The 20490-nt window shown below is 28.9% G+C and carries 18 protein-coding genes; 4 read left to right on the top strand and 14 right to left on the bottom strand.

Annotated elements, in window-relative coordinates; genetic code table 11:
* Positions 1-3 precede the first annotated feature (3 nt).
* The 12 genes from L8X36_RS02505 to L8X36_RS02450 form a co-directional block, all read right to left on the bottom strand.
* A complete protein-coding gene (locus tag L8X36_RS02505; protein WP_039619063.1) occupies positions 4-381 on the bottom strand; it encodes a chemotaxis response regulator CheY in 378 nt (125 codons plus the stop codon).
* A gap of 113 nt (positions 382-494) precedes the next feature.
* Complete coding sequence (gene pglF, locus L8X36_RS02500) at positions 495-2258, bottom strand: UDP-N-acetylglucosamine 4,6-dehydratase (configuration-retaining) (RefSeq protein WP_214125766.1); 1764 nt, start codon at positions 2256-2258, stop codon at positions 495-497.
* Between the two features lies 1 nt (position 2259).
* Positions 2260-3420 carry a UDP-N-acetylbacillosamine transaminase gene (gene pglE, locus L8X36_RS02495; protein WP_087699233.1) on the bottom strand — a complete coding sequence of 387 codons (1161 nt, stop codon included), beginning with the start codon at positions 3418-3420 and terminating at the stop codon, positions 2260-2262.
* The gene (gene pglD, locus L8X36_RS02490; RefSeq protein WP_263682378.1) at positions 3417-4013 is read right to left on the bottom strand and encodes a UDP-N-acetylbacillosamine N-acetyltransferase; all 597 of its coding nucleotides are present in this window, start codon (positions 4011-4013) and stop codon (positions 3417-3419) included. Before pglD ends, pglE begins: the two co-directional genes overlap by 4 nt.
* Positions 4000-4602 carry an undecaprenyl phosphate N,N'-diacetylbacillosamine 1-phosphate transferase gene (gene pglC, locus L8X36_RS02485; RefSeq protein ID WP_263682377.1) on the bottom strand — a complete coding sequence of 201 codons (603 nt, stop codon included), beginning with the start codon at positions 4600-4602 and terminating at the stop codon, positions 4000-4002. The genes pglD and pglC overlap by 14 nt, the downstream gene beginning before the upstream one ends.
* Positions 4595-5722, bottom strand: a complete 1128-nt coding sequence (gene pglA / locus L8X36_RS02480) for a N,N'-diacetylbacillosaminyl-diphospho-undecaprenol alpha-1,3-N-acetylgalactosaminyltransferase (RefSeq protein ID WP_263682376.1) — start codon at positions 5720-5722, stop codon at positions 4595-4597. Before pglA ends, pglC begins: the two co-directional genes overlap by 8 nt.
* A complete protein-coding gene (locus tag L8X36_RS02475) occupies positions 5719-7857 on the bottom strand; it encodes an STT3 domain-containing protein (protein WP_263682375.1) in 2139 nt (712 codons plus the stop codon). The genes pglA and L8X36_RS02475 overlap by 4 nt, the downstream gene beginning before the upstream one ends.
* Position 7858: 1 nt before the next feature.
* Entirely contained in the window at positions 7859-8959 is a 1101-nt protein-coding gene (locus L8X36_RS02470; RefSeq protein ID WP_263682374.1) for a glycosyltransferase, read from the bottom strand.
* 1 nt (position 8960) lies between these two features.
* On the bottom strand, positions 8961-10025 hold the full coding sequence (locus L8X36_RS02465) for a glycosyltransferase (RefSeq protein WP_263682373.1): 1065 nt from the start codon (positions 10023-10025) through the stop codon (positions 8961-8963).
* Positions 10022-11716, bottom strand: a complete 1695-nt coding sequence (locus tag L8X36_RS02460; RefSeq protein WP_263682372.1) for an ABC transporter ATP-binding protein — start codon at positions 11714-11716, stop codon at positions 10022-10024. Before L8X36_RS02460 ends, L8X36_RS02465 begins: the two co-directional genes overlap by 4 nt.
* Positions 11710-12696, bottom strand: coding sequence for a UDP-glucose 4-epimerase GalE (gene galE, locus L8X36_RS02455; RefSeq protein WP_039626879.1), 987 nt, complete (start codon positions 12694-12696; stop codon positions 11710-11712). The genes L8X36_RS02460 and galE overlap by 7 nt, the downstream gene beginning before the upstream one ends.
* A gap of 58 nt (positions 12697-12754) precedes the next feature.
* A complete protein-coding gene (locus tag L8X36_RS02450) occupies positions 12755-13534 on the bottom strand; it encodes a 3'-5' exonuclease (RefSeq protein ID WP_263682371.1) in 780 nt (259 codons plus the stop codon).
* Positions 13535-13600: 66 nt separating this feature from the next.
* On the opposite strand from L8X36_RS02450, the gene waaC reads away from it, so the two are divergent.
* From waaC to L8X36_RS02430, 4 genes are read left to right on the top strand one after another with little or no spacing between them, the layout of a single operon-like run.
* On the top strand, positions 13601-14620 hold the full coding sequence (gene waaC / locus L8X36_RS02445; RefSeq protein WP_263682370.1) for a lipopolysaccharide heptosyltransferase I: 1020 nt from the start codon (positions 13601-13603) through the stop codon (positions 14618-14620).
* The gene (locus L8X36_RS02440; RefSeq protein WP_263682369.1) at positions 14617-15489 is read left to right on the top strand and encodes a lipid A biosynthesis lauroyl acyltransferase; all 873 of its coding nucleotides are present in this window, start codon (positions 14617-14619) and stop codon (positions 15487-15489) included. The genes waaC and L8X36_RS02440 overlap by 4 nt, the downstream gene beginning before the upstream one ends.
* Positions 15490-15497: 8 nt before the next feature.
* Positions 15498-17045 (top strand): glycosyltransferase family 2 protein, encoded by a 1548-nt coding sequence (locus tag L8X36_RS02435; protein ID WP_263682368.1) that lies wholly within the window; start codon positions 15498-15500, stop codon positions 17043-17045.
* Entirely contained in the window at positions 17042-18097 is a 1056-nt protein-coding gene (locus tag L8X36_RS02430) for a glycosyltransferase family 4 protein (protein WP_263682367.1), read from the top strand. The genes L8X36_RS02435 and L8X36_RS02430 overlap by 4 nt, the downstream gene beginning before the upstream one ends.
* Here L8X36_RS02430 and L8X36_RS02425 read toward each other — a convergent pair.
* Positions 18086-19291: a glycosyltransferase family 8 protein gene (locus L8X36_RS02425; RefSeq protein WP_263682366.1), complete on the bottom strand. Its 1206-nt coding sequence runs from the start codon at positions 19289-19291 to the stop codon at positions 18086-18088. The two genes, L8X36_RS02430 and L8X36_RS02425, sit on opposite strands and share 12 nt — an antisense overlap.
* 565 nt (positions 19292-19856) lie before the next feature.
* Positions 19857-20486 carry a hypothetical protein gene (locus tag L8X36_RS02420; RefSeq protein ID WP_263682365.1) on the bottom strand — a complete coding sequence of 210 codons (630 nt, stop codon included), beginning with the start codon at positions 20484-20486 and terminating at the stop codon, positions 19857-19859.
* Between the last annotated feature and the right edge of the window lie 4 nt (positions 20487-20490).

The raw sequence follows: 20490 nt of genomic DNA, 5'->3' as shown, positions 1-20490 counted from the left end.
TAATCAGCCTTCGTTTGTTCCTAAAACATCTTCAAGTTTTTCTTTTAATACTTGAGGTGTAAAAGGTTTTACAATATAGTTATTTACACCTGCTTTTAAAGCTGTGATAACTTCTGCCTTACCACCTTCTGTAGTTACCATGATAATAGGCATATCAGCATATTTTTCTTCCGCTCTTACTTTTTTTACTAATTCTAAGCCATTCATTTCAGGCATATTCCAGTCAGTAATTAAAATTTTTATGTCATCATTTTGTGAAAGCAAATCCCAAGCTTCAACTCCATGTTCAGCTTCTAAAACATCTTTGTGGCCTAATCTTACAAGAGTGTTTTTGATTATTCTTCTCATGGTAGAACTATCATCAACTACTAATAACTTCACTTTTTTTCCTTTGTCTTGATGTAATTACATAAAAGTGTAATTGTATCGTTTTTATTTTTATTAATCAATTAAAAGTTTATATTATACCATTTAAAAATAAAATTAGAATTTAATCACTCTCCATTTTTATTGTGATTAAACTCAGGCACAATTTCCTTTAAAACTTTTGCAGGATCTGTGCTTTGGAGTAATCTTTCTATTTCTTGATTTAAAATTTTTAAATCTTTAATTTCACTAGTGGTAACAAATATACTTTCATATTGAGTTTTCAAATCATCTTCATGGATTAAAAGCTCTTCGTAAAGTTTTTCACCTTTTCTTAGTCCAGTGATTTTAATTTCTAACTTTTTATTAGAAAGTAAAAGCATTTTTTTAGCTAAATCCATGATTTTAACAGGTTCACCCATATCAAGTACAAATAATTCTCCACCTTTAGCAATAGCAGCAGCTTGTAAAACAAGTTGCACAGCTTCATCCACAAGCATAAAATAACGCACTATATCAGGATGAGTAAGAGTAAGTGGTTCATTAGCTGCAATTTGAGCTTTAAATTTAGGTATGACACTTCCACTTGAGCCTAAAACATTACCAAAACGCACACAAGCTACTTCAAAATTTTCACAACTTGAACTTAGCGCATAAAGCTCACAAATTCTTTTTGTACAACCCATGATATTAGTTGGTCTTACAGCTTTATCAGTGCTTATCATAACAAATTTAGCAACCTTGTAAGTTTTTGCAAGATCGATTAAATTTTTAGTACCTATGATATTATTTAAAATAGCTGAATGTGGATTTTGCTCACACAAAGGCACGTGCTTGTAGGCTGCTGCGTGTAAAATCAAATCTATGTTTTTTTCTTGTAAAAGTTTTTCTAAAGCTTCTTTGTCTAATATACTCATCATAATAGGCTCGATTTTTTCTTTATGTAAGCTTAATTCTTCATTGATTTTATATAAATTATACTCGCTATGATCAAGCATGATTAAGTGTTTTGCACCAAATTTAATACATTGTTTACAAAGCTCACTTCCTATAGTTCCACCAGCTCCACTAACTAAAACTATTTTATCTTTGATAAAATCAATCACACAAGCATTATCTAAATCTTTTGGCTTACGCGCTAATAAATCTTCAATGCTTATATCTCTTGCTTCATTTTGCGTAAAAGAAAAAAGTTTTATATCATTAATCCCATAAGCAATAAGCTCATCAAAAAGCTTTTTAAGTTCTTCTTGCTCAAGTTTTAAAGCAATAATAGCAGTATGAATACCTTCAGCGGTATATTTTCTAATTGCTTCTTTTTCTTCAACTATAAATTTATCACAATAAGTACCTATTAAATTTTTACGCTCATCTACCACAGCTACAGGAAAAAGTCCTAAGCTCCCTTCTTTAGCTCCTTTTAATAAATGCAAAGCCTTTGAAGTAGCACCAACTACTATACAAGGATGTTCTTCATTATATTTTGGCTTTCTAAAATCAACTATCATTCTTTTGCTTATACGCAAACTTCCAATTAACATACAAGATAAAACGAAGTCTATTCCTATAACGCTTCTTGGAAAAGGATTAAAAAAATCATCATAAAAATAATAAATTGCTAAAAATACAAGTTCAGCTAAAGCTAAAGCGATGACTAATTTACGCGCTTCATTAAGTGAAAAAAATCTCCAAGCAACCTGATAAATTCTAAAAAAAGCTAGAAAAATGATTTTAAGCAAAATTAAAATCACAGCACTTTTAAACATACCTTCATAAAATTCACTCGGGATGTCTGCACTAAAGCGTAAAGAAAAAGACAAATAAATACTTATAACAAAAAGTAAAATATCAGCGCCTAAAAAAAATCCTAAGCGTTTGCTTTTATAATCCATCTTAGTCCTTTAAGGTATTTAAGATTAAAGTAGAAACTTCCTCTACATCAGCTTTACTCATAGTAGTTGCGCTTGGAAGACAAATTCCATTGCTAAAGAAAAACTCACTATTACCATTTAAGTAAGCATCGCAACCTTTGTAAAGTTCTTGTAAATGCATAGGTTTCCAAAGCGGACGACTTTCGATTTTATTATCTTTTAAAACTTGTATGATTTTTAAAATTTTATCTTGAATTTGAACATTTTTATTTTCACATATACAATGTTTTTCATAAGTATTAAGTTTATTTAAATCAAAATCAAGTAAAGCAGTACTTAGCCAGCGATTTGACTTGGTATTTTCAAGCTCATCTAAAAAAGTAAAGGTGCCACTTAAAAATTCTTTATACCAGCTATAAATTTCACGCTTTTTACTCACTCTTTCTTCTAAAACTTCCATTTGAGCAGTGCCGATTGCACCTAAGATATTACTCATTCTATAATTATAGCCATATTCTTTATGCTCATAATGAAGGCAATTTTCTCTAGCTTGGGTACTATAAAATCTTGCTTTTTCAAGATTAGCATGATTTTCACTCACAAGCATGCCACCACCACCTGTTGTGATGATTTTATTACCATTGAAAGAATATATTCCAAAATCCCCAAAAGTACCTAAAGCTTTATTTTTGTAAAAACTTCCCAAAGCTTCAGCAGCATCTTCGATTAAAAAAATCTCATTTTCTTTACAAATTTGGATAATCTCATCCATTTTAGAAGCATTACCATAAAGGTGTGTTAAAATGAGAGCTTTTGGCTTTTTAGGACTTTCTTTGATAGCTTTTTTTAATAAATTGACATCTAAATTATAAGTTTCATCACAATCAATAAACACAGGCGTAGCATTCATGTAAGAAATAGGCGCTACTGAAGCAATAAAAGTAAAACTTGAAGCTAAAACCACATCGCCTTCTTTGATGCCCAAAACTCTTAAAGCTAGATGAATGGCTGCAGTGGCTGCATTTAGAGCAAGTGCATTAGAGCTTTTTGTATAATCTTTAATACTTTGTTCTAAGGCATTAACAAACTCACCCAAAGGTGCTATATAATTACTTTCAAAAGCTTTATGTATGTATTCTAATTCTTTTCCGCTCATATGTGGCGCTGATAGAAAAAATCTCATTTTACCTCCTTTATTTTCTTAGCAGGAACTCCAGCATAAATGCCTTTAGAAGTTAAGTTTTTAACCACAACCGCTCCCGCACCTAAAGTTATATCATCATTTAAACTTATACAAGGAATAACACTTGAATTAACTCCTAAAAAACAACGTTTTCCTATTTTTACATTTCCTGTTAGTTTAGCTCCAACGCTAATATGGCTAAACTCATCTACAAAACACTCATGCTCAATCACACAAGCAGTATTTAAAATCACACCTTTTGCTATACTAGCTTTAGCATTAACTACGACATTTGGCATGATCAAAATACCCTCATCATCTAAAAAAGCACTTGGGCTAATAATAGCACTTTTGTGTATCAAATTAACTAATCTAAATCCATCATCTTTTGCTTTTTTGAAAAGTTTTTCTCTAATAGAGTTTGCACCAATAGCAATAAACATATCGTGTTTTTCTAAGTCGGAGTGATATTTTAAGCCTTTATTATCATCCAAAAAGACGATTTTTTCATATCCTAAATTTCTAGCTACATCGGCACAGACTAAACCATGCCCACTAGAACCATATATATAAATACTTTTAGTTGTGCCCATTGAATTTATCCGTTGTAGCTACTCCTTCTTTATTAACCCCACTTCTTTTTAAAACTTTAATAATGGTCATAAAAAAGATTTTAAGATCAAATAAAAAAGAGCAATTTTGTACATATTCTACATCATATTTAAATTTTTGCTCCCAAGAAATAGCATTGCGTCCATTGATTTGCGCCCAACCTGTAATGCCTGGTCTTACATCGTGGCGTTTTTTTTGTTCTTGATTGTATAAAGGCAAGTATTCTACAAGTAAAGGTCTTGGGCCTATGAAGCTCATATCGCCTTTTAATACATTAAAAAGCTGTGGTAATTCATCTAAGCTCAAGCTTCTAACTAGCTTACCAAAAGGCTTTAGGCGTAATTCATCAGGAAGTAATTCTCCATTTTCATTGGTTTCATCACTCATGGTTTTAAATTTATAAATATAAAAAATTTTTTCATTTAATCCTGGTCTTGCTTGTTTAAAAAGCACACTTCCTTGAACGATTTTTAAAACAATACCTATAAGCACTATAAAGGGTAAAAAAATAATCAATAAAATCAAAGCCAAAAAAAAGTCAAAAACACGTTTTAAACCATTTTTATACATTTATAAAACCCCTATAAAAGTCAAGATATTTCAAAGCTATGATATTTTCATCATAATTTTGTGCTCTAAGAAAAGCATTTTGTGCTAAAGTATTTTTTAGTTTTTCATCTTCTAATAAAACTGCGATTTTTTCGGCTAAATCTTTACTATCTTTGCATTTACAAATTAAACCATCTATGGCATTATCCACTGCCTCAATGCAACCCTCAGCATCACTTACCACGCATGCTTTTTTACAAGCTTGTGCTTCTAAAACCGTTCTTGGATAGCCTTCTTTATAGCTTGGTAAAACAAAAATATCGCATAAATTTAATAAATGTGCAATATCACTTCTTGCGCCAAGATAAAAAACATCATTTGAGTTTAAAAATTCTAATGGTGCACAAGATTTATTATCATCCCTTCCACCTACCAAAACAAAATTTGCCTTATCTTTTAAAATTTGACTTGCTTCATAAAATTCTTTAATACCTTTATGCCAAAGCGCTCTTGAAATCATTAAAACGATAGGCTTATTGGGCATATTGTGTTCTTTTAAAAAAGCTTGTTTTTCTTCTGTGCTAATTTTTAAAGGTAAAAATTGTTTTAAATTTAGCCCTACGGATTTGATGATTTTGATTTTTTCTTCTTTTAAGCCTAAATTTTTCATAAATAAAGCATTGCTTTCATTGACAAAAATAAAACCATTAGCAAGTTTAAAAGAAATTTTATAAAGTAAATTAATACTCATTCTTACTAATTTGCTTTTAAAATCATCATCTATATAAAAACTTCCTAAGCCTTCAACCAAACCAAAAGTGTATTTAATGCCTGCCATTTTAGCTGCTATGATACCTGTTGTATTGCTTTTGTGAGCACTTGTTTGTAAAAGATCTAAATTTAAACTTTTGAGTGTATTTTTTAAACTAAGTAGATTTTTAAAAACGACTAAAGGATTAACGCTTGATCTAGCTAAATCATAAAAACAAACCTTATAGCCTAATTCTTGTAATTTAATAGCAAAATCATCTTTTGGAGTGATGATTATAACTTCATGATCATTTTTTTCTAAAGCCCTAATGAGTGCAAGACGAAAATAATACACACTCATTGCGCTATGGGTTAAAATTCCTATTTTCATCTTTTTAGCCTATAAATTTTTGCTCTTGCATCATTAGTGACTTGCTCAAATAAATCTTGATCATATTGATTTAATAAAAACATTTGTATATAAGCACTATTATAAAGACTTTCATCTAAAATCACAAAGCTTTTATATTCTCTTAAAAAGAGCAAATAAATTTGAGCTTTTGAATCAATTTCATTGTAATAAAATTTGCCATTAGTGATGGATTCTATATCCACAAAAGCTTTTAAAGATATGCTTGCACCTTCTACTTTTAAGGCTCTAAAATCATTAATAATTTCTACTCCATTATCAAGCATAACAGAACCTGTAGTTTTATCTTGAGCTATAGCATTAGCTTGGGAGAAAAATAAACTTTTTTCTTGCTCTCCATTGTCAGGATTTGTATTTGCAAATTGTGCCACCACAGGCATGATACGCAACATTCTATAAGGCATATAAATATATACATCTCTAGTTTTATTGGTATCAAATTTAAAATTTTTATCATTTAAACTTTCTAAAAAATCTTTAGCACTTGTTTGGTTATAATCTTTAACCATAGCTTTTAAAACATCAGGATAGTTTTCTTTGAAAGATTTTTCAGTGTATTCTACGCTAAGTCTTGCCATGTTAGCTGCTGGAATTTGCTCTTTGCTTAAGACAAAAGATGAGAAAAAATTATCTTTTCCTAGGTGTTTTCCACCATCGATTAAGGTTTTTACATCGCTATAATAGCGTATTGGATAACCATAATCCCACCAAGCAACGACATAATCTTCTCTTTGAGCTTTATTTTTTAAATCATTTAAAATACTAGCTTCATAGGAAGTAAAAACAGTAGAGGATTTATAATAATAAATATGCATCAAAGCAGGGCTTATACTAAAAAATGTAATGAGTATGAGTAAGATATTTTTATTTCTTAGACTCAGTTTGATTTGTTTTTTTTCTAAAAAATTAAAAAATGCATATAAAAAATACCCAAAACCCAAAGCCATCACAGGAACTGCATAAATAGTAAATCTAAGTCCAGCTCTTAAAGCCATAAAACCTAGTGCAAGCATAGGTAGAGCTAAAAGCATGCTTTTATGATCTTTGCAAAGCAAGATAAAACCTATAAAAGAAAGGATAAATACTAAAACACTAGAGCTAATCCTTTGCATAAACACTTCAGGATCGATAGTATTTACTTCCATAATGGTTTCATTGACATTAAAATACACAAAGGCAGCATCTTTTAAATTTTGCACATCAGAAGCTTTAAAAACATAAAATTTAATTTGATATAAAACAGGATCTAAGCCACCACTTAAATGTAAAATCAAAATGCTAATAAAAATCAAAGCCCAAATCATATAAAAATTAATTTTTTCTTCTTTAAAAGCAAAAATAGCAAATAATAATACAATCAAAGCAAGTTTATATTGCCATGCTAGCATACTTAAAGCTATGATCATCAAAGCAATAGCTAGATAAAAAATCTTTTCTTTTCTATGAAATACTAAAATATAAAGTCCAAAAAGTCCTATCATAGCAAAATTTAAAGAATAACTTGACGGATACCACCACAAATAAATCATGATGAAAATTGGACTTAAAAGTAGGGTGAAAATGTCTTTATTGATAGTTAATCTTATAAAAGTAAGTAAAATAAGCATTGGTAAAACTAATACTAGCATATCAGTATCATAATACCCACTCATAGTGCGGTTGTAATAACTATTTGCAATGCTTCCAAGTAAGGCTGCTATAAAGCCATAGGTAGTGAGTTTATATTCTCTTGCGATTAATATAATAGGCACAACAATCAAAGAAGCAAAAAAAGTACTCATATATAAAATAATACTTTCAAAGCTAAAAGGCAAAATACTATAAAGCCAGTAAGTCAAAGTAGAAAGTGAGCTTCCAAAATAAGATAAGTCATTAGGTTGATGAAAACCTGCTATCATATCTCTTGCGCCTTCTGCAAAAGCATAGCCATCATTAGTAGTAATCATAAGTTGATCGTTAAAGAAAAACTCATAAAACTCACTTGCCCAAGCTACCCAGTATAATCTACACAAAACACTAAAAGCAAAGGCTATAAGGATTAAAATACAGGTATATTTTATAGAATTATTATCAGTGAAATTTTGTTGCAGTTTCATTTTATGCCTTGTTGAAAAATTCAAATAATTGCTTTGCTATGCTAATTTTATCAAATTCTTTTGCACGCAAAAAAGCCTTTTGTCTATATGAAGCTTTTAATGCTTCATCATTGCACATTTTTTCTAAGCCTTCTTGCATGGCTTTTTCATCATCTACTTTTACTAAAAGTCCAAACTCATCATCTAAAAATAACTCCCTTGCGCCACTTTTATGATCAGTGCAAAGCACGGCAGTATTACAAGCTAGACATTCGATTAAAACATTGGAAAAGCCTTCAAAACTTGAGGCAAAAGCAAAAAAGTCACATTTGCTCATGTATTTATAAGGATTTTTATCAAAACCTAGTAAAAAGACCTTGTCTTTTAAATTTAAAGTTTCTATTAAAGCTAAAAGCTCATCTTTTAAAATACCCTCGCCTAAAATGACTAATTTTAAATCAGTTTTAACTTTTGCATAAGCTCTTATAAGCATAGCATGATTTTTACCATGATCAAGTCTACCAACGCTTAATATAAAAGGATTTTTAAAGTCTATTTCTTCTTTAGATTTTTCTATAATGCTTTCTAAGTCTATGGCATTGTATAAAATATCGCATTTTTTAGCTTCTATGTTGAAATTTTGTATTAAATCTTCTTTGTTTCCTATAGAATTTGCTAAGATTAAATCTGCTTTATTGTAAAGTTTTTTAATAAGAAATTTATTGATAAAAGAATTTAGATTATTATGTTTATAAATCACACTTGGAGTGGTGCATTCATTGATAATAAGGGTTGATTTAAGTCCTAGAGATTTTGCCATTAACGCAATATAATTAGGTCTATTTAATAATACAAATTGTAAATTGATTTTTAAATCTTCACAAAGCTTTTTGTATTTCATAGCTAGCAAGGGTAGTTTTAAAAATTTAGCTAAATTACTTTCGCTTGGATTTGATTTTTCAAGGTAGTGGATATTAACTTCAGGAATATCATAGGATATTTTATCATTCATTAAAATCAAATGTACTTCATATTTTAAATTTAATACAGGTAATAGCGTAGATACAACCCTTTCAGCACCACCGCTTCCTAAAGAATAAATAAAAATTGCTAGTTTTTTCATGTTAAACCCTTACTTCTTTGATTAAATCAAGCCATTTTTGCGCTACATTGGCTACTTCATAATCTTTACATCGCTGCTGTGCATTAAGCGCTAGTGTTTTTCTTAAATTTTCATCTTGCATTAAAAGGGCGAGTTTTTCGCTTAAAGCTTTTTCATCATCTAAATCTACCAAAAATCCATCTTTTCCATCATCAATTAAATCTTTATGGCCGCTTGTGTATTTAGTGCTAATACGCGCTACTTGATAATATAAACTTTCAAGCAAAACTGTTGGCAAGCCTTCTATGAAAGAGCAAAGGCAGATTATTTTTGCTTTTTTATAAAGCTCTTGCATATTTTCAACTTTACCTAAAAAATTAACCTTGATATTTAAATTCTTAGCTTCTTGTTCTAAATCTTGTCTTAATTCTCCATCGCCTGCTATGAAAAAATTGTATTGTTTTTGTAAATTTATATCTAGCCTTGCTATGGCTTTTAAAAACATAGAAGCATTTTTATTATGATCAAGTCTGCCTACGAAAATGACATTATTTTCTTTTTCTAAATTTTCTTTAATAGGGCTAAAATGACAAGGATTTGGCATATTGATAACTTTTTTAACAAAGTTTTCATAATAATTTTTATCATCATTACTTAGCACAGTTAGAGCATTTGCATGAGGAAAACTTATACGGCGTAAAAACTTCCAAATTTTAGATTTTAAATAAGTATAAGAGCTATGTTCGCTAATAATTAAAGGTGTATTGGAGCCTTTATTTGCCCAAATGCAAGCGATGTTAGTGGTATCTAAAAATGAGATAAAAACATCGCTTTTATGGTCTTTAAGTGCTTGTTTTAAGGCTTTGAATTTTTTAATGCGTGAGGCTATTTTATTATAAAGAGTGGAAAAGTCAAACTGCTCTAGGGTAAAAAGTTTGATTTTTGGATCAAGCTTGTAAAAAGAGTCTTCTTTGTGAAATTTAATAATATTTATTTCATGCTTTTTGCAAAGCTCATTAGCTAAAGTGACCAATACTCTTTCAGCACCACCTGAATTTAAAGTAGCTATGATGAAAGTGATTTTCATACTTGTTCCTTTAAATGCCCATGTTTTACTTCAAATACTCTATCACAACCTTGTATGGTTGAGAGCCTATGGGCTATGATGATGAGGGTTTTATCTTTTGAAATTTTATAGATTTCTTCCATGATTTTTGCTTCACTTTCTTGATCAAGAGCGCTAGTTGCTTCATCTAAAACTAAAATTTCAGGTTGTTGATAAAGCGCTCTTGCTATGGCTATTCTTTGTCTTTGGCCCCCACTTAAAAACGAACCTGAGTCACCCACCTTAGTATGCACTCCATCTTCAAGTGAATTTACAAAGCTTTCAAGATTAGCCTGCTTGATTACCTTATGTAAAAGTGCTTCATCTACTTCTTCTCCAAAGCTAATATTTTTAGCAATAGAATCATTGAAAAGATAAATTTGTTGAGGTATGTAGCCAATTTTACTTCTAAAACTTTTTATATTGCTCTCATCAAGTTTAATTCCATCTACAAAAATAGCTCCATCGCTTGGTTTTAAAAGCCCTATGATAAGATCAACTAAAGTACTTTTACCACTTCCACTTTTACCTATAAAAGCGATTTTTTCATTTTTTTTAAGCTCAAAATTTAAATTTTTAAATAAATTTTTCTTACCCTTATAAGCAAAGAAAAGATTTTTCAAAACGATTTTTTCTTTAAATTCAATACTTTCATCGCCTAGTTTTTCTTCTTTTTCATTGAGCATGTTATAAATAATATCTAAAGAGTTTTTATAATATGTGATTTCATTATAACTTGTGATGATACGATTAGCACTTGGCATAAGCCTATAAAGAGCTACTACGAAAATAGTAATAGTTGCTAAGATAGATGAAATATCACTTTCATATCTTAAAACTAAATACACCACGATAAAACAAAGCATACAAAAACCTATACCTTCAAGGTAAATTCTAGGAATGCTTGACATGCTTTCATTGCTAATGTTTGCTTTGGCAAAAAGCCCACTTTGAATTTCATAAAGCTTTTGTGTGCTTTGTTCTTTGGTTTTGAGTTTGATGATTTTAAGGTTGTTTAAATTTGCATTTAAAATTTCAAAATAATTTTTCATCGCCTCTTCTCTAGCTATGGAAGCTTTTTTTACCAAGGGTGAGAGAATTTTAATCAAAATAAAAGCATTTAAAAGTAAAAAAGCACTTAAAGCTAGGGTGATTTTATAGTTGATAATTAGCAATAAAGTATAAAGTAAAAACACCACAAAGCTTTCACTTAGCATAAGTAAAAAAGCACTAATTAAAGTGCTTAAATGAAATACTTCTTGTGTGATGGTTTTTAAAAGTTCTGATTGATTTTTATTAGTAAAATTTTCATATTCAAGATGTAAGTATTTATCAAAAATTCGACAAGCAAGGCTGTGGTAACGCCCTTTAGAAAAACGTGCAAGCAAATGAAAATAAAAGGCATTTAAAAAGGCTCTAAAAATATAAAAGGCGATTAATATACAGCCAAAATAAGCAATAATCTTATAACTTGGTAAATTTAAATACTCATATATAGGTTGAAAATAAGAGCTTTTTTCTAAAAGCTCAAAATTACTCGCTACCGATACAAAGGGCATGATCAAAGAAATAGCAAAGCTTTCTATAAATCCTATAAAAATAGAAAAAATTAGCAAAGCAAATAAAAATTTCTTATCATGAGCATTGAGTATAAAAAAAAGTTTTTTTAACACTGTTTTTCCCACTCATAAGCACTTTTGCAGATTAATTCTAAATCATCATATTTTGGTTTCCAGTTGGTTAGGGTTTTGATTTTATCCGCATTTGAAATAAGCACAGAAGGATCCCCAGCTCTTTTTGGTGCTAGTTCTACTGTGAAATCTACTCCACTTACTTTTTTCATGGTTTCAATAACTTCTTTTACGCTAAAGCCATGTCCATAGCCTACATTGAAAATATTACTTTCATTGTTTTCTAAGTATTCTAAAGCAGCTAAATGCGCACTTGAAATATCATCAACATGGATAAAATCTCTAATGCAAGTGCCATCTTTAGTATTATAATCATCGCCAAAAATATAAAGCTTTTCTCTTTTTCCTGTGGCTACTTCAGCAGCAACCTTGATAAGCAAAGTAGCTTTTGGATAGCGTTGACCTATAGGATAACTCATGCAAGCACCTGCTACATTGAAGTATCTTAAAATGCAATATTTAAATTCAGGATTAGCCATATTAGCATCTTGTAAGACTTTTTCGCTCATTAGTTTGCTTTGTCCATAAGGATTAATCGGTGCCAATGGACTTTGCTCATCCACAATAGGAGTTTGTGGCTCTCCATAAGTTGCTGCGGTTGAAGAAAAAATGAATTTTTTCACACCTGTTTCTAAACAAGTTTGGATTAAGTTGCTTGTATTTGCGGTATTGTTCATATAGTATTTTAAAGGATTTTCCATACTTTCAGGAACTTCAATACTAGCTGCAAAATGCACAATTGCATCAAATTTTTCCTCTTTGAAAAGTTTTTTAATCCCAGCATAATCGCTTAAATCTTGCTCAAAAAACTTAAAAGGTCTGATTTTAGAAAGTTCATCTAAGCTTTTTTTGCTACCTTTTGAAAGATTATCTAATACACAAATTTCATGATTTGTTTCTAAAAATTGTTTTAAAGTATGAGAGCCTATGTATCCTGCACCACCGGTGATTAAAATTTTCATTTTTATCCTTTTTGTGATATTTAATAATAGTTATTTTAATATACTTTTCTTAATTAATTTAAAACTTGCTCTTTTCTTTTTCTATGGCTTCTAAAAATGGCTTTTGATAGCTTTTATCACTATGTTTTTGCAAAAGCTCTTCTTTGAAATTTTCTAAAATATTAAGATAATCTTCTTGGGTTAAGTTGCCCTTGATGAGTTCGTATTTTAAAAATAGCATATAAGTGTTTAACACGTCACTTTCGCAGTATTCGTGAATTTTTTCTAATTTGTTTTGATAAAAGAGTTCTAATACCTCATTTCCATGCACATCATACTTTCCAGGAAGTCCTGCCATAGCACAAAGTGTGTCAAGTCTTAAGCCTTTTTGACCAAAACTCCCTAAAGATTCTAATAAATCACAGTGTTTATTTTCTATAAATTTGCTTTTGTAGTTATTCCATTTATCACTTGCATCTAAATAAGCACTTGCGTTGATGTTGTATTTTAACGCTCTTATAACAAGTAAAGGCATATCATAGCTTTTGCCATTAAAACTTACAAGGCGGGGTTGGTGTTTATCTATGAAGTTAAAAAATTCCTCTAGCATTTGTTTTTCGCTTTCGCCTTTGATTTTATTAACTTTGATGAAATTTCCAAATTTATCTGCAATCACTGCGCAAATACTTACAACTTTATGAAAAGGCAGGGGTAAAAACTCGCTTCCGCTTTCTTCTTTTTGTTTTTCTAAAGCTTGCTTGCTAATGCTTAAATCATCACCATTAAAACCATAAAGATGTTTTATTAATTCTACATCAGGAATGCTCTCACAATCAAAAACGCAAATATATTCTTGCATGATAAACCTTTTTTTAAAAAAATCTTTGTTAAAATCATAACAGAAAATTTAAAAATAAAGTAGCACATGAAAATAGGTTTGGTTAAATTATCTGCACTTGGTGATATCATCCATGCGGTGATTGTTTTGCAATTTATTAAAAAGCATTATCCTAAGGCGAGTATTGATTGGTTTGTAGATGCAAGATTTGCAGGATTATTGCAAGATCATCCAATGATTAATGAAGTGTATGCCCTGCCTTTAAAAGATAGAAAATTCAAAGAAGTTTTTGCTATGCTTTTTGAAGCAAGACAAAACAAATATGATGTTGCGATTGACTTGCAAGGTTTGATTAAATCTGCTTTAGTGAGTAAATTTTTATGTGCCAATACTTTTGGTTTTGATCAAGAAAGTATCAAAGAGGGTTTTGCGAGCAATTTTTATACGCATAAATTTGCGTGTAATTATGAAGAAAATATTATCGTGCGTAATCTTTCTTTGGTAGCTTATGTGTTAAATGAACATTTTGATCATAGTGACATAGAGTTAAAACAAAGTTGTTTTAGCGTAGATGATGAGTTAAAAGAAAGCTTAGAACAAAGGCTTTCTTTAAGTGAAAGTACGCCAAATATACTCATACATGTAGGCTCATCTATGCCTAATAAAATTTACCCAAAAGAGCGTTTGATACTACTTTGTAGAATGCTTTTAGAGTATTTTACTAGTGCAAAAATCATGCTTGGTTGGGGTAATGTTAATGAGTTTAATTTTGCTAAAGATATAGTTTTAAATTTAAAGCATTTGAAAATAGAACTTGCGCCAAAATTAAGCTTAAGTGAGCTTTGTGCTTTAACTAAGGCAAGCGATTTGATTATCGGAAATGATAGCGGGCCTACTCATTTAGCTTTTGCACTAAACAAGCCCTCTATAACGATTTTTGGTGCTACTCCTAGTCAAAGAAATGCTTATGAAACAAATATCAACAAAACAATCAATGCAGGTAAAAAAATACTGCATTCAAAGCATATAGATAAGAGTGATTTTTGCATACAAAATATCGATGAAAAAGATATTTTTAAACTAGCTTGTGAGCTTTTAGAAAAATGATAAATTATATATATTTAAGCCTTTTTTACATGTTAAAAGTTCTTGTGAAGATTTTACCTTCAAAGCTTTTAAACTCTTTTGCAAATTTGGTTGCTTTGATCACTTATAGGCTTAATCATAAACACCGTAAAATCATTGACACAAACTTAAAAATTTGCTTTCCTGAAAAAGATCAAAAATGGCGTGATGAAACTAGCCTTAATATCTATAAAAATTTTGCTAAATTTGGGATTGATTTTATCAAAAATCAAAATGCAAGCAAAGAAGAAATCATCAATAAAATTTGCTTTGATGATGAGGAGCAAATTTTAAATATAATGCAAAGTAAAAGACCCTTGATCGTAACTACGGCTCATTATGGTAACTGGGAACTTTTGGCTTTATCTTTTGGAGCTAAATTTCAAGGAATCTCTATAGTTGGAAGAGCGCTTGATAGTGTGATAATGGATAAAATTTTAAGTAAAAATCGCACGCAATTTAATATAGAGCTTATAGAGAAAAAAGGCGGGCTTAGAAAAATGCTAAAAGCCTTAAAAGAAGGTAGATCGCTTGGAATTTTAACCGATCAAGATGCAGTGGATAGTGAAAGTATAAAAATACAGTATTTTAATCAAGAAGTAAATTTTATAGCAGGTGCAAGTGTGCTTGCAAAAAAAACAAATGCTATGATTTTGCCTTGTTTTGTGTATCAAAAAGATGAGAAATTTTTTGTAAAAACTTTTAAGGCTTTAGACGCAAGCAAGGCAAGTATAGAAGAGCTTACTAAGTATCAAGCAAAGTGTTGTGAAGAGGTGATTAAATTTAAACCTGATGAGTATTTTTTCTTTCATAAGAGATTTAAAAGATACAATCATGAGTTGTATTTATAGGATATAAAATGGAATTAAAGCAAATTAGTGTGATAATGATTGTTAAAAATGCTCAAAAAACCTTAAAGGCTTGCTTGGAATCTTTGCAAGAATTTGGCGAGATCGTTTTGATAGAAAATGATAGCAATGATGATACTTTGAAAATCGCTTATGAATTTAGTAAAAACTATAAAAATATCAAGATTTATCAACATAATTTCATAGGCTTTGGGCCTTTGAAAAATTTAGCCATAAGTTATGCTAGTAATGATTGGATTTTTAATATTGACGCAGATGAACTTGCTAAGAAAGAATTTTTACAAGAGCTAAGGAAAATCGAGCCTAATAAAGAAGATATTATAGCTTTGCCAAGAGAAAATTTATACAATGGAGAGTGGATTAAAGCTTGTGGGTGGTGGCCTGATTATGTAATGCGAGTGTTTAATAAAACCCATACTAGTTTTAATGAAAATTTAGTACATGAGAGTTTGATTTTACATGAAGATAGCAAAAAGATTAAGTTGCAAAATGGTTTGAGGCATTTTGCTTTTGAAGATATCGATAGTTTGTTAGATAAACTTCAAAAATACTCTAAACTTTGGGCTTTGCAAAATTTACACAAAGAAAGTAGCATTTGCAAGGCATTGCTAAGAGGAATTTGGACTTTTTTTAGAAATTATGTTTTGAAAAAAGGGATTTTTTATGGTTATAAAGGCTTTATTATAAGTACTTGTAATGGTCTTGGAGCTTTTTTTAAATATATGAAATTATATGAGTTAAAAAAACAAAAGCCAAAAACTTGTGCTTTAATCATCACAACCTATAATCAAAAAGAAAGGCTTGCTTTGGTGCTTGATAGCGTTAAAAATTTAGAGCCTTTACCAGATGAGGTTTTAATAGCTGATGATGGAAGCAGGGAAGATACGGCTAAACTTATACAAGCTTATCAAAAAGATTTTCCTTGCAAGTTAGAGCATATTTGGCAAGAAGATGAGGGGTTTCGTGCTGCGGCAAGTCGCAATAAGGCAATTAATGCTTCTAATAGTGAATATATTGTTTTAATTGATGGGGATATGATTTTAGAAAAAAACTTCATTAGTGATCATTTAAAATTTGCTAGTTTAAAGACTATTTTGCAAGGATCAAGAACTATTTTAAATGAAAATGAAAGCAAAGAACTTTTAAGAAAAAATGATTTTAGTTTGGCATTTGACAAAAAAGGTTTTAAAAATCAAAGAAATATTTTTTTAGCTAAATGTATATATAAATTTTCAAAACTAACTAAGAAATTTTTTAAAAAATCACAACTTGTTAAAGGTAGTAAAACTTGCAATATGAGTTTTTATAAAAGTGATTTTGAAGCCATTGAGGGATTTAATGAAAAATTTATAGGTTGGGGCAGGGAAGATAGTGAGTTTGTAGCTAGATTTTTATTTAATGATGGAGTGTTTAAAAGACTTAAATTTAATGCTTTAGCTTATCATATCTATCATGAAGAAAATAGCAAAAATATGCTTGAAATTAATCATCAAATTTATCTTGAAACTATAAAAAATAAAAAAGTGACTTGGAAATGAAAATTTTATTACTTATTGGGGATATTACTATAGGAGGTGGTGCTGAAAGAGTTGTTGTAAATTTAGCAAATGCACTTTTTGAGCTTGGGTATGATGTAAAAATTTTTAGTTTTTATAAACAAGGAGTTGATGTAGCTTATAAATTAAATGACAATATTAAAATAGATTACTTGCATAGTAAATCAAAAGCTGATGTAAAAAAAGAAAGATTATTTTATAAGTTATATTACAAGCATTATGAAAGTTTTTTGCTAAAACAAAGATATAAAGATATTGATGTGATGATTTTTAATAATTGTCCTCATTTTCCTTTCTTTAAAAATAAAAATACAAAATATATTAATTTTATTCATAATCATTTTAAAAAATATCTATTTAAAAATAATTATTTTGATACTTTAGTGGTATTATCAGCCAAGCAAATTGATCAGTGGAGAAAATATCATAAGAATGTTTGGGTTATACCAAATTTTTTACCTTGTTTATCCGATATAAATTCCATTTTAACTCAAAAAAATATTTTAAGTATAGGCCGTATGACAGTAAATGATGAAAAGGGTTTTTTAAGGCTTATTGAAATTTGGAAGCTTGTACAAAAAAATGAAAAATACAAAGAATGGACTTTAACTATAGTTGGAGAAGGTGAATTTAAAGATATTATAAAAAATAAAATAAAAGAATATAAACTTGAAAACTCAGTCATATTGAAGCCTTTTATAAAAGATATAGAAAAAGAATATTTGCAATCTAGTGTTTATGTAATGTGTAGTTATTGGGAAGGTTTTGGTATGGTTTTGGTTGAGAGTGCAAATTATGCTATTCCAAGTATCGCCTTTAATGTTGATACAGGTCCAAGTGATATTATAGAAAATGGTAAAAGTGGATATTTAATCGAGGATGGTAATTTGCAAGAATTTGCAAATAAGCTTTGTTTGCTTATGGATGATGAAAATTTAAGAAAACAAATGGGACAAAGTGCAAAAGAAAATATTTCTCATAGCTTCTCTAAAGAAAAAGTTATACAAAAATGGCAAGAGTTATTAAACTCTTGATTTGTTTGCGTATTTTTTAAAATTTTTGAGCATTTTGATAGCTTTTAAAAAAACACTGAAGGTATTTTTTTGATTTTTTCTTGCATATAAAATACTTTCTCCAAGCATGCAACAAAGTCCAAAAATATCATCATTAATCTTTTGTGGTTTTTTTAAAATATACTCATCTTTTTTAGTATTATGAATCAAAGATGATATTTTTGCAAAATTAAAACTTTTTATAGCTTTTAAAAGCTCAAATCCCAAAGCACTATAAAGCAAATGATCTTTAATGTTTGCTTTTTGTTCGAGCAATTCTTCATTAAAAATAGGTGTTTTTTCTGCTATTTGCCACCAATAATCATTTATATTTTTACCTTGCAAATCTGTGTATGATTTTAAAAATTTCCAAGGTTTTTCTCCATAATGTAAAATTTTAGGTGTTTTTGCACTTTTGGTAAATTCATCTCTTGTGTAGTTAAGTCTATTTGCTTGCTCATCTTTACATATAGCATAAAAGAGAGTAATGATATTGAAATTATATGAAAAATCAAGCTTTAACTGATATTGCGGTTTTATGGTGGCATTAAGCAAATCTTGATCAGCAGCTTTTATGTAGTAGCATTTGCTAGCTAATTCCTCGCATTTTTGTTCTATATTATGTTTTTTCCACTCTTTTAGATTGATAAGTAAAAAACCTGAATTAAAATAATTTTCATCAAAATGCAAAATGTGTTTTTGATTATTTTCTTTAAATTTTATTTTTACATGTTTGGAGCCAGGATCGCCTACAACACCGGCTATTTTTCCTTCTAAGTTGATAGTAAAAATTTCTCTTATATCACACAAACATAACATATCAGAATCTAAATATAAACAAGTATTTATTTCATCATCTAATATAGAATTTAATTTTAATCTATAATAAGGAAGTTTTGAGCTATGAGCAGCTCCGCTGATGGGATAATGTTTAAAATTTTCATCGTTTTGAATGTGAATTTGTATTTTGCATGGGAAAGTTAAATTAAGTTCTTGTTCTAATTTCTGAAGTTTATTTTTAGTATGATTGCCAATAGCATTACTTAAAATATGAAAATAATATATTTCATTTTCTTGATAAAATTTATTTTTATCTGTATTTTTAATAATACTTGTAATCAAAACAGCCGTGTATTTGATATAGTTTTCATCTGCGCTAAAAACAATGTGATACATTAAACCCTCCAATCATTCATCATATCAACAACTTATTTAATTTTTATCTTGTGTCATCATAGAAAAAAGGCAATGATAATACTTCAATGGAATTAGTTCAACATATGTTGAATTATTAAAATTAATATATGTTTTTTAACTTATAACCACATTTTCCATCACCTATTTATATGAAAATAAATTTCAATTTTTTTCAATAATATCTTTCTAAATTATATAAAATATTTATTAAAAATTGTATCTGAGATTTAAGTTAAATTTAATTGTGTTTTAAAAATAGTTTTTCAAGTGTATTATTGAGCTTGCGGAATTGATTGGTATATTTTGCATGTCAATATTTAGGTATTTAAAAAAAGGAGAAAAAAAGGGAGGAGGGGGGGGTAATAATTGTTCTAAGTTATGTTGCTTGATATAGTGAAATTACTACAAATTAAATAAAAAAACAAAGTATATATTTTTAAACTTATAGTAAGCTAATATAATTAAGAGCTTAGGTAATTTTATTCTAGAAAATAATTCAATGCTAATAATATAACCTAGGTAATATAAAGTAAATATTTTTTATTTATATTTTATATTTTTTTCTAAATAAGTAAAATTTTATTCTATATCTTAATCCAATGTATTTTATTATTTTAGAATAAATTTCTTTGTTAGAATTTTTAAACCTATCTCTTAGAAAAACATAAATTTTTCTTCGTTCGGCTTTATTACTTTTTTCCCATATTATTTTAATTTGTTCTTTAATGTTATCATTATTTAGAATGATTAGTTGTATTTTTGATATAGTTGTTAAATTAATATTAGGAAATTTTTTTAAATATAGTGGTAGAAATTTTGTTACAAGATCGTGACTCTTATTTGCAATTTCTCCGTCTTTTGCTGTCATTGTTAGACTTTGAGGTTGGAACCTATATGTGTAAAGATTTTCGTGTATAGCTCCAAAATCTCCATATAAACCCATTCTTAACCAATATTCATAATCTTCTACCTTAAATTCTTTTGGATTGTAATTGCCAACTACTTTTGCTATATTTGATTTATATAAAAAACACGCACCTATACAATCATATTCAATTAGATCTCTTTTTTTATCACTTACTATAAAATGATTTTTTTTACCTTTTAATCCGATTATTTCAAAATCACAACATACTAAAATTTTATTAATATTATATTCTAAATAATGAACCATTTTT

The sequence above is a fragment of the Campylobacter sp. CNRCH_2014_0184h genome (genome assembly GCF_025772985.1).
Lineage (GTDB): Bacteria > Campylobacterota > Campylobacteria > Campylobacterales > Campylobacteraceae > Campylobacter_D.
Note: the sequence above shows the minus strand (reverse complement) of the source record. Positions and strands in the feature narration are given on the sequence as shown.

Excerpts from the sequence above, each read along its gene's own strand:
- pglF (WP_214125766.1), bottom strand. The coding sequence starts at position 2,258 with ATGGATTATAAAAGCAAACGCTTAGGATTTTTTTTAGGCGCTGATATT.
- pglE (WP_087699233.1), bottom strand. The coding sequence starts at position 3,420 with ATGAGATTTTTTCTATCAGCGCCACATATGAGCGGAAAAGAATTAGAA.
- pglD (WP_263682378.1), bottom strand. The coding sequence starts at position 4,013 with ATGGGCACAACTAAAAGTATTTATATATATGGTTCTAGTGGGCATGGT.
- pglC (WP_263682377.1), bottom strand. The coding sequence starts at position 4,602 with ATGTATAAAAATGGTTTAAAACGTGTTTTTGACTTTTTTTTGGCTTTG.
- pglA (WP_263682376.1), bottom strand. The coding sequence starts at position 5,722 with ATGAAAATAGGAATTTTAACCCATAGCGCAATGAGTGTGTATTATTTT.
- L8X36_RS02475 (WP_263682375.1), bottom strand. The coding sequence starts at position 7,857 with ATGAAACTGCAACAAAATTTCACTGATAATAATTCTATAAAATATACC.
- L8X36_RS02470 (WP_263682374.1), bottom strand. The coding sequence starts at position 8,959 with ATGAAAAAACTAGCAATTTTTATTTATTCTTTAGGAAGCGGTGGTGCT.
- L8X36_RS02465 (WP_263682373.1), bottom strand. The coding sequence starts at position 10,025 with ATGAAAATCACTTTCATCATAGCTACTTTAAATTCAGGTGGTGCTGAA.
- galE (WP_039626879.1), bottom strand. The coding sequence starts at position 12,696 with ATGAAAATTTTAATCACCGGTGGTGCAGGATACATAGGCTCTCATACT.
- L8X36_RS02450 (WP_263682371.1), bottom strand. The coding sequence starts at position 13,534 with ATGCAAGAATATATTTGCGTTTTTGATTGTGAGAGCATTCCTGATGTA.
- waaC (WP_263682370.1), top strand. The coding sequence starts at position 13,601 with ATGAAAATAGGTTTGGTTAAATTATCTGCACTTGGTGATATCATCCAT.
- L8X36_RS02440 (WP_263682369.1), top strand. The coding sequence starts at position 14,617 with ATGATAAATTATATATATTTAAGCCTTTTTTACATGTTAAAAGTTCTT.
- L8X36_RS02435 (WP_263682368.1), top strand. The coding sequence starts at position 15,498 with ATGGAATTAAAGCAAATTAGTGTGATAATGATTGTTAAAAATGCTCAA.
- L8X36_RS02430 (WP_263682367.1), top strand. The coding sequence starts at position 17,042 with ATGAAAATTTTATTACTTATTGGGGATATTACTATAGGAGGTGGTGCT.
- L8X36_RS02425 (WP_263682366.1), bottom strand. The coding sequence starts at position 19,291 with ATGTATCACATTGTTTTTAGCGCAGATGAAAACTATATCAAATACACG.
- L8X36_RS02420 (WP_263682365.1), bottom strand. The coding sequence starts at position 20,486 with ATGGTTCATTATTTAGAATATAATATTAATAAAATTTTAGTATGTTGT.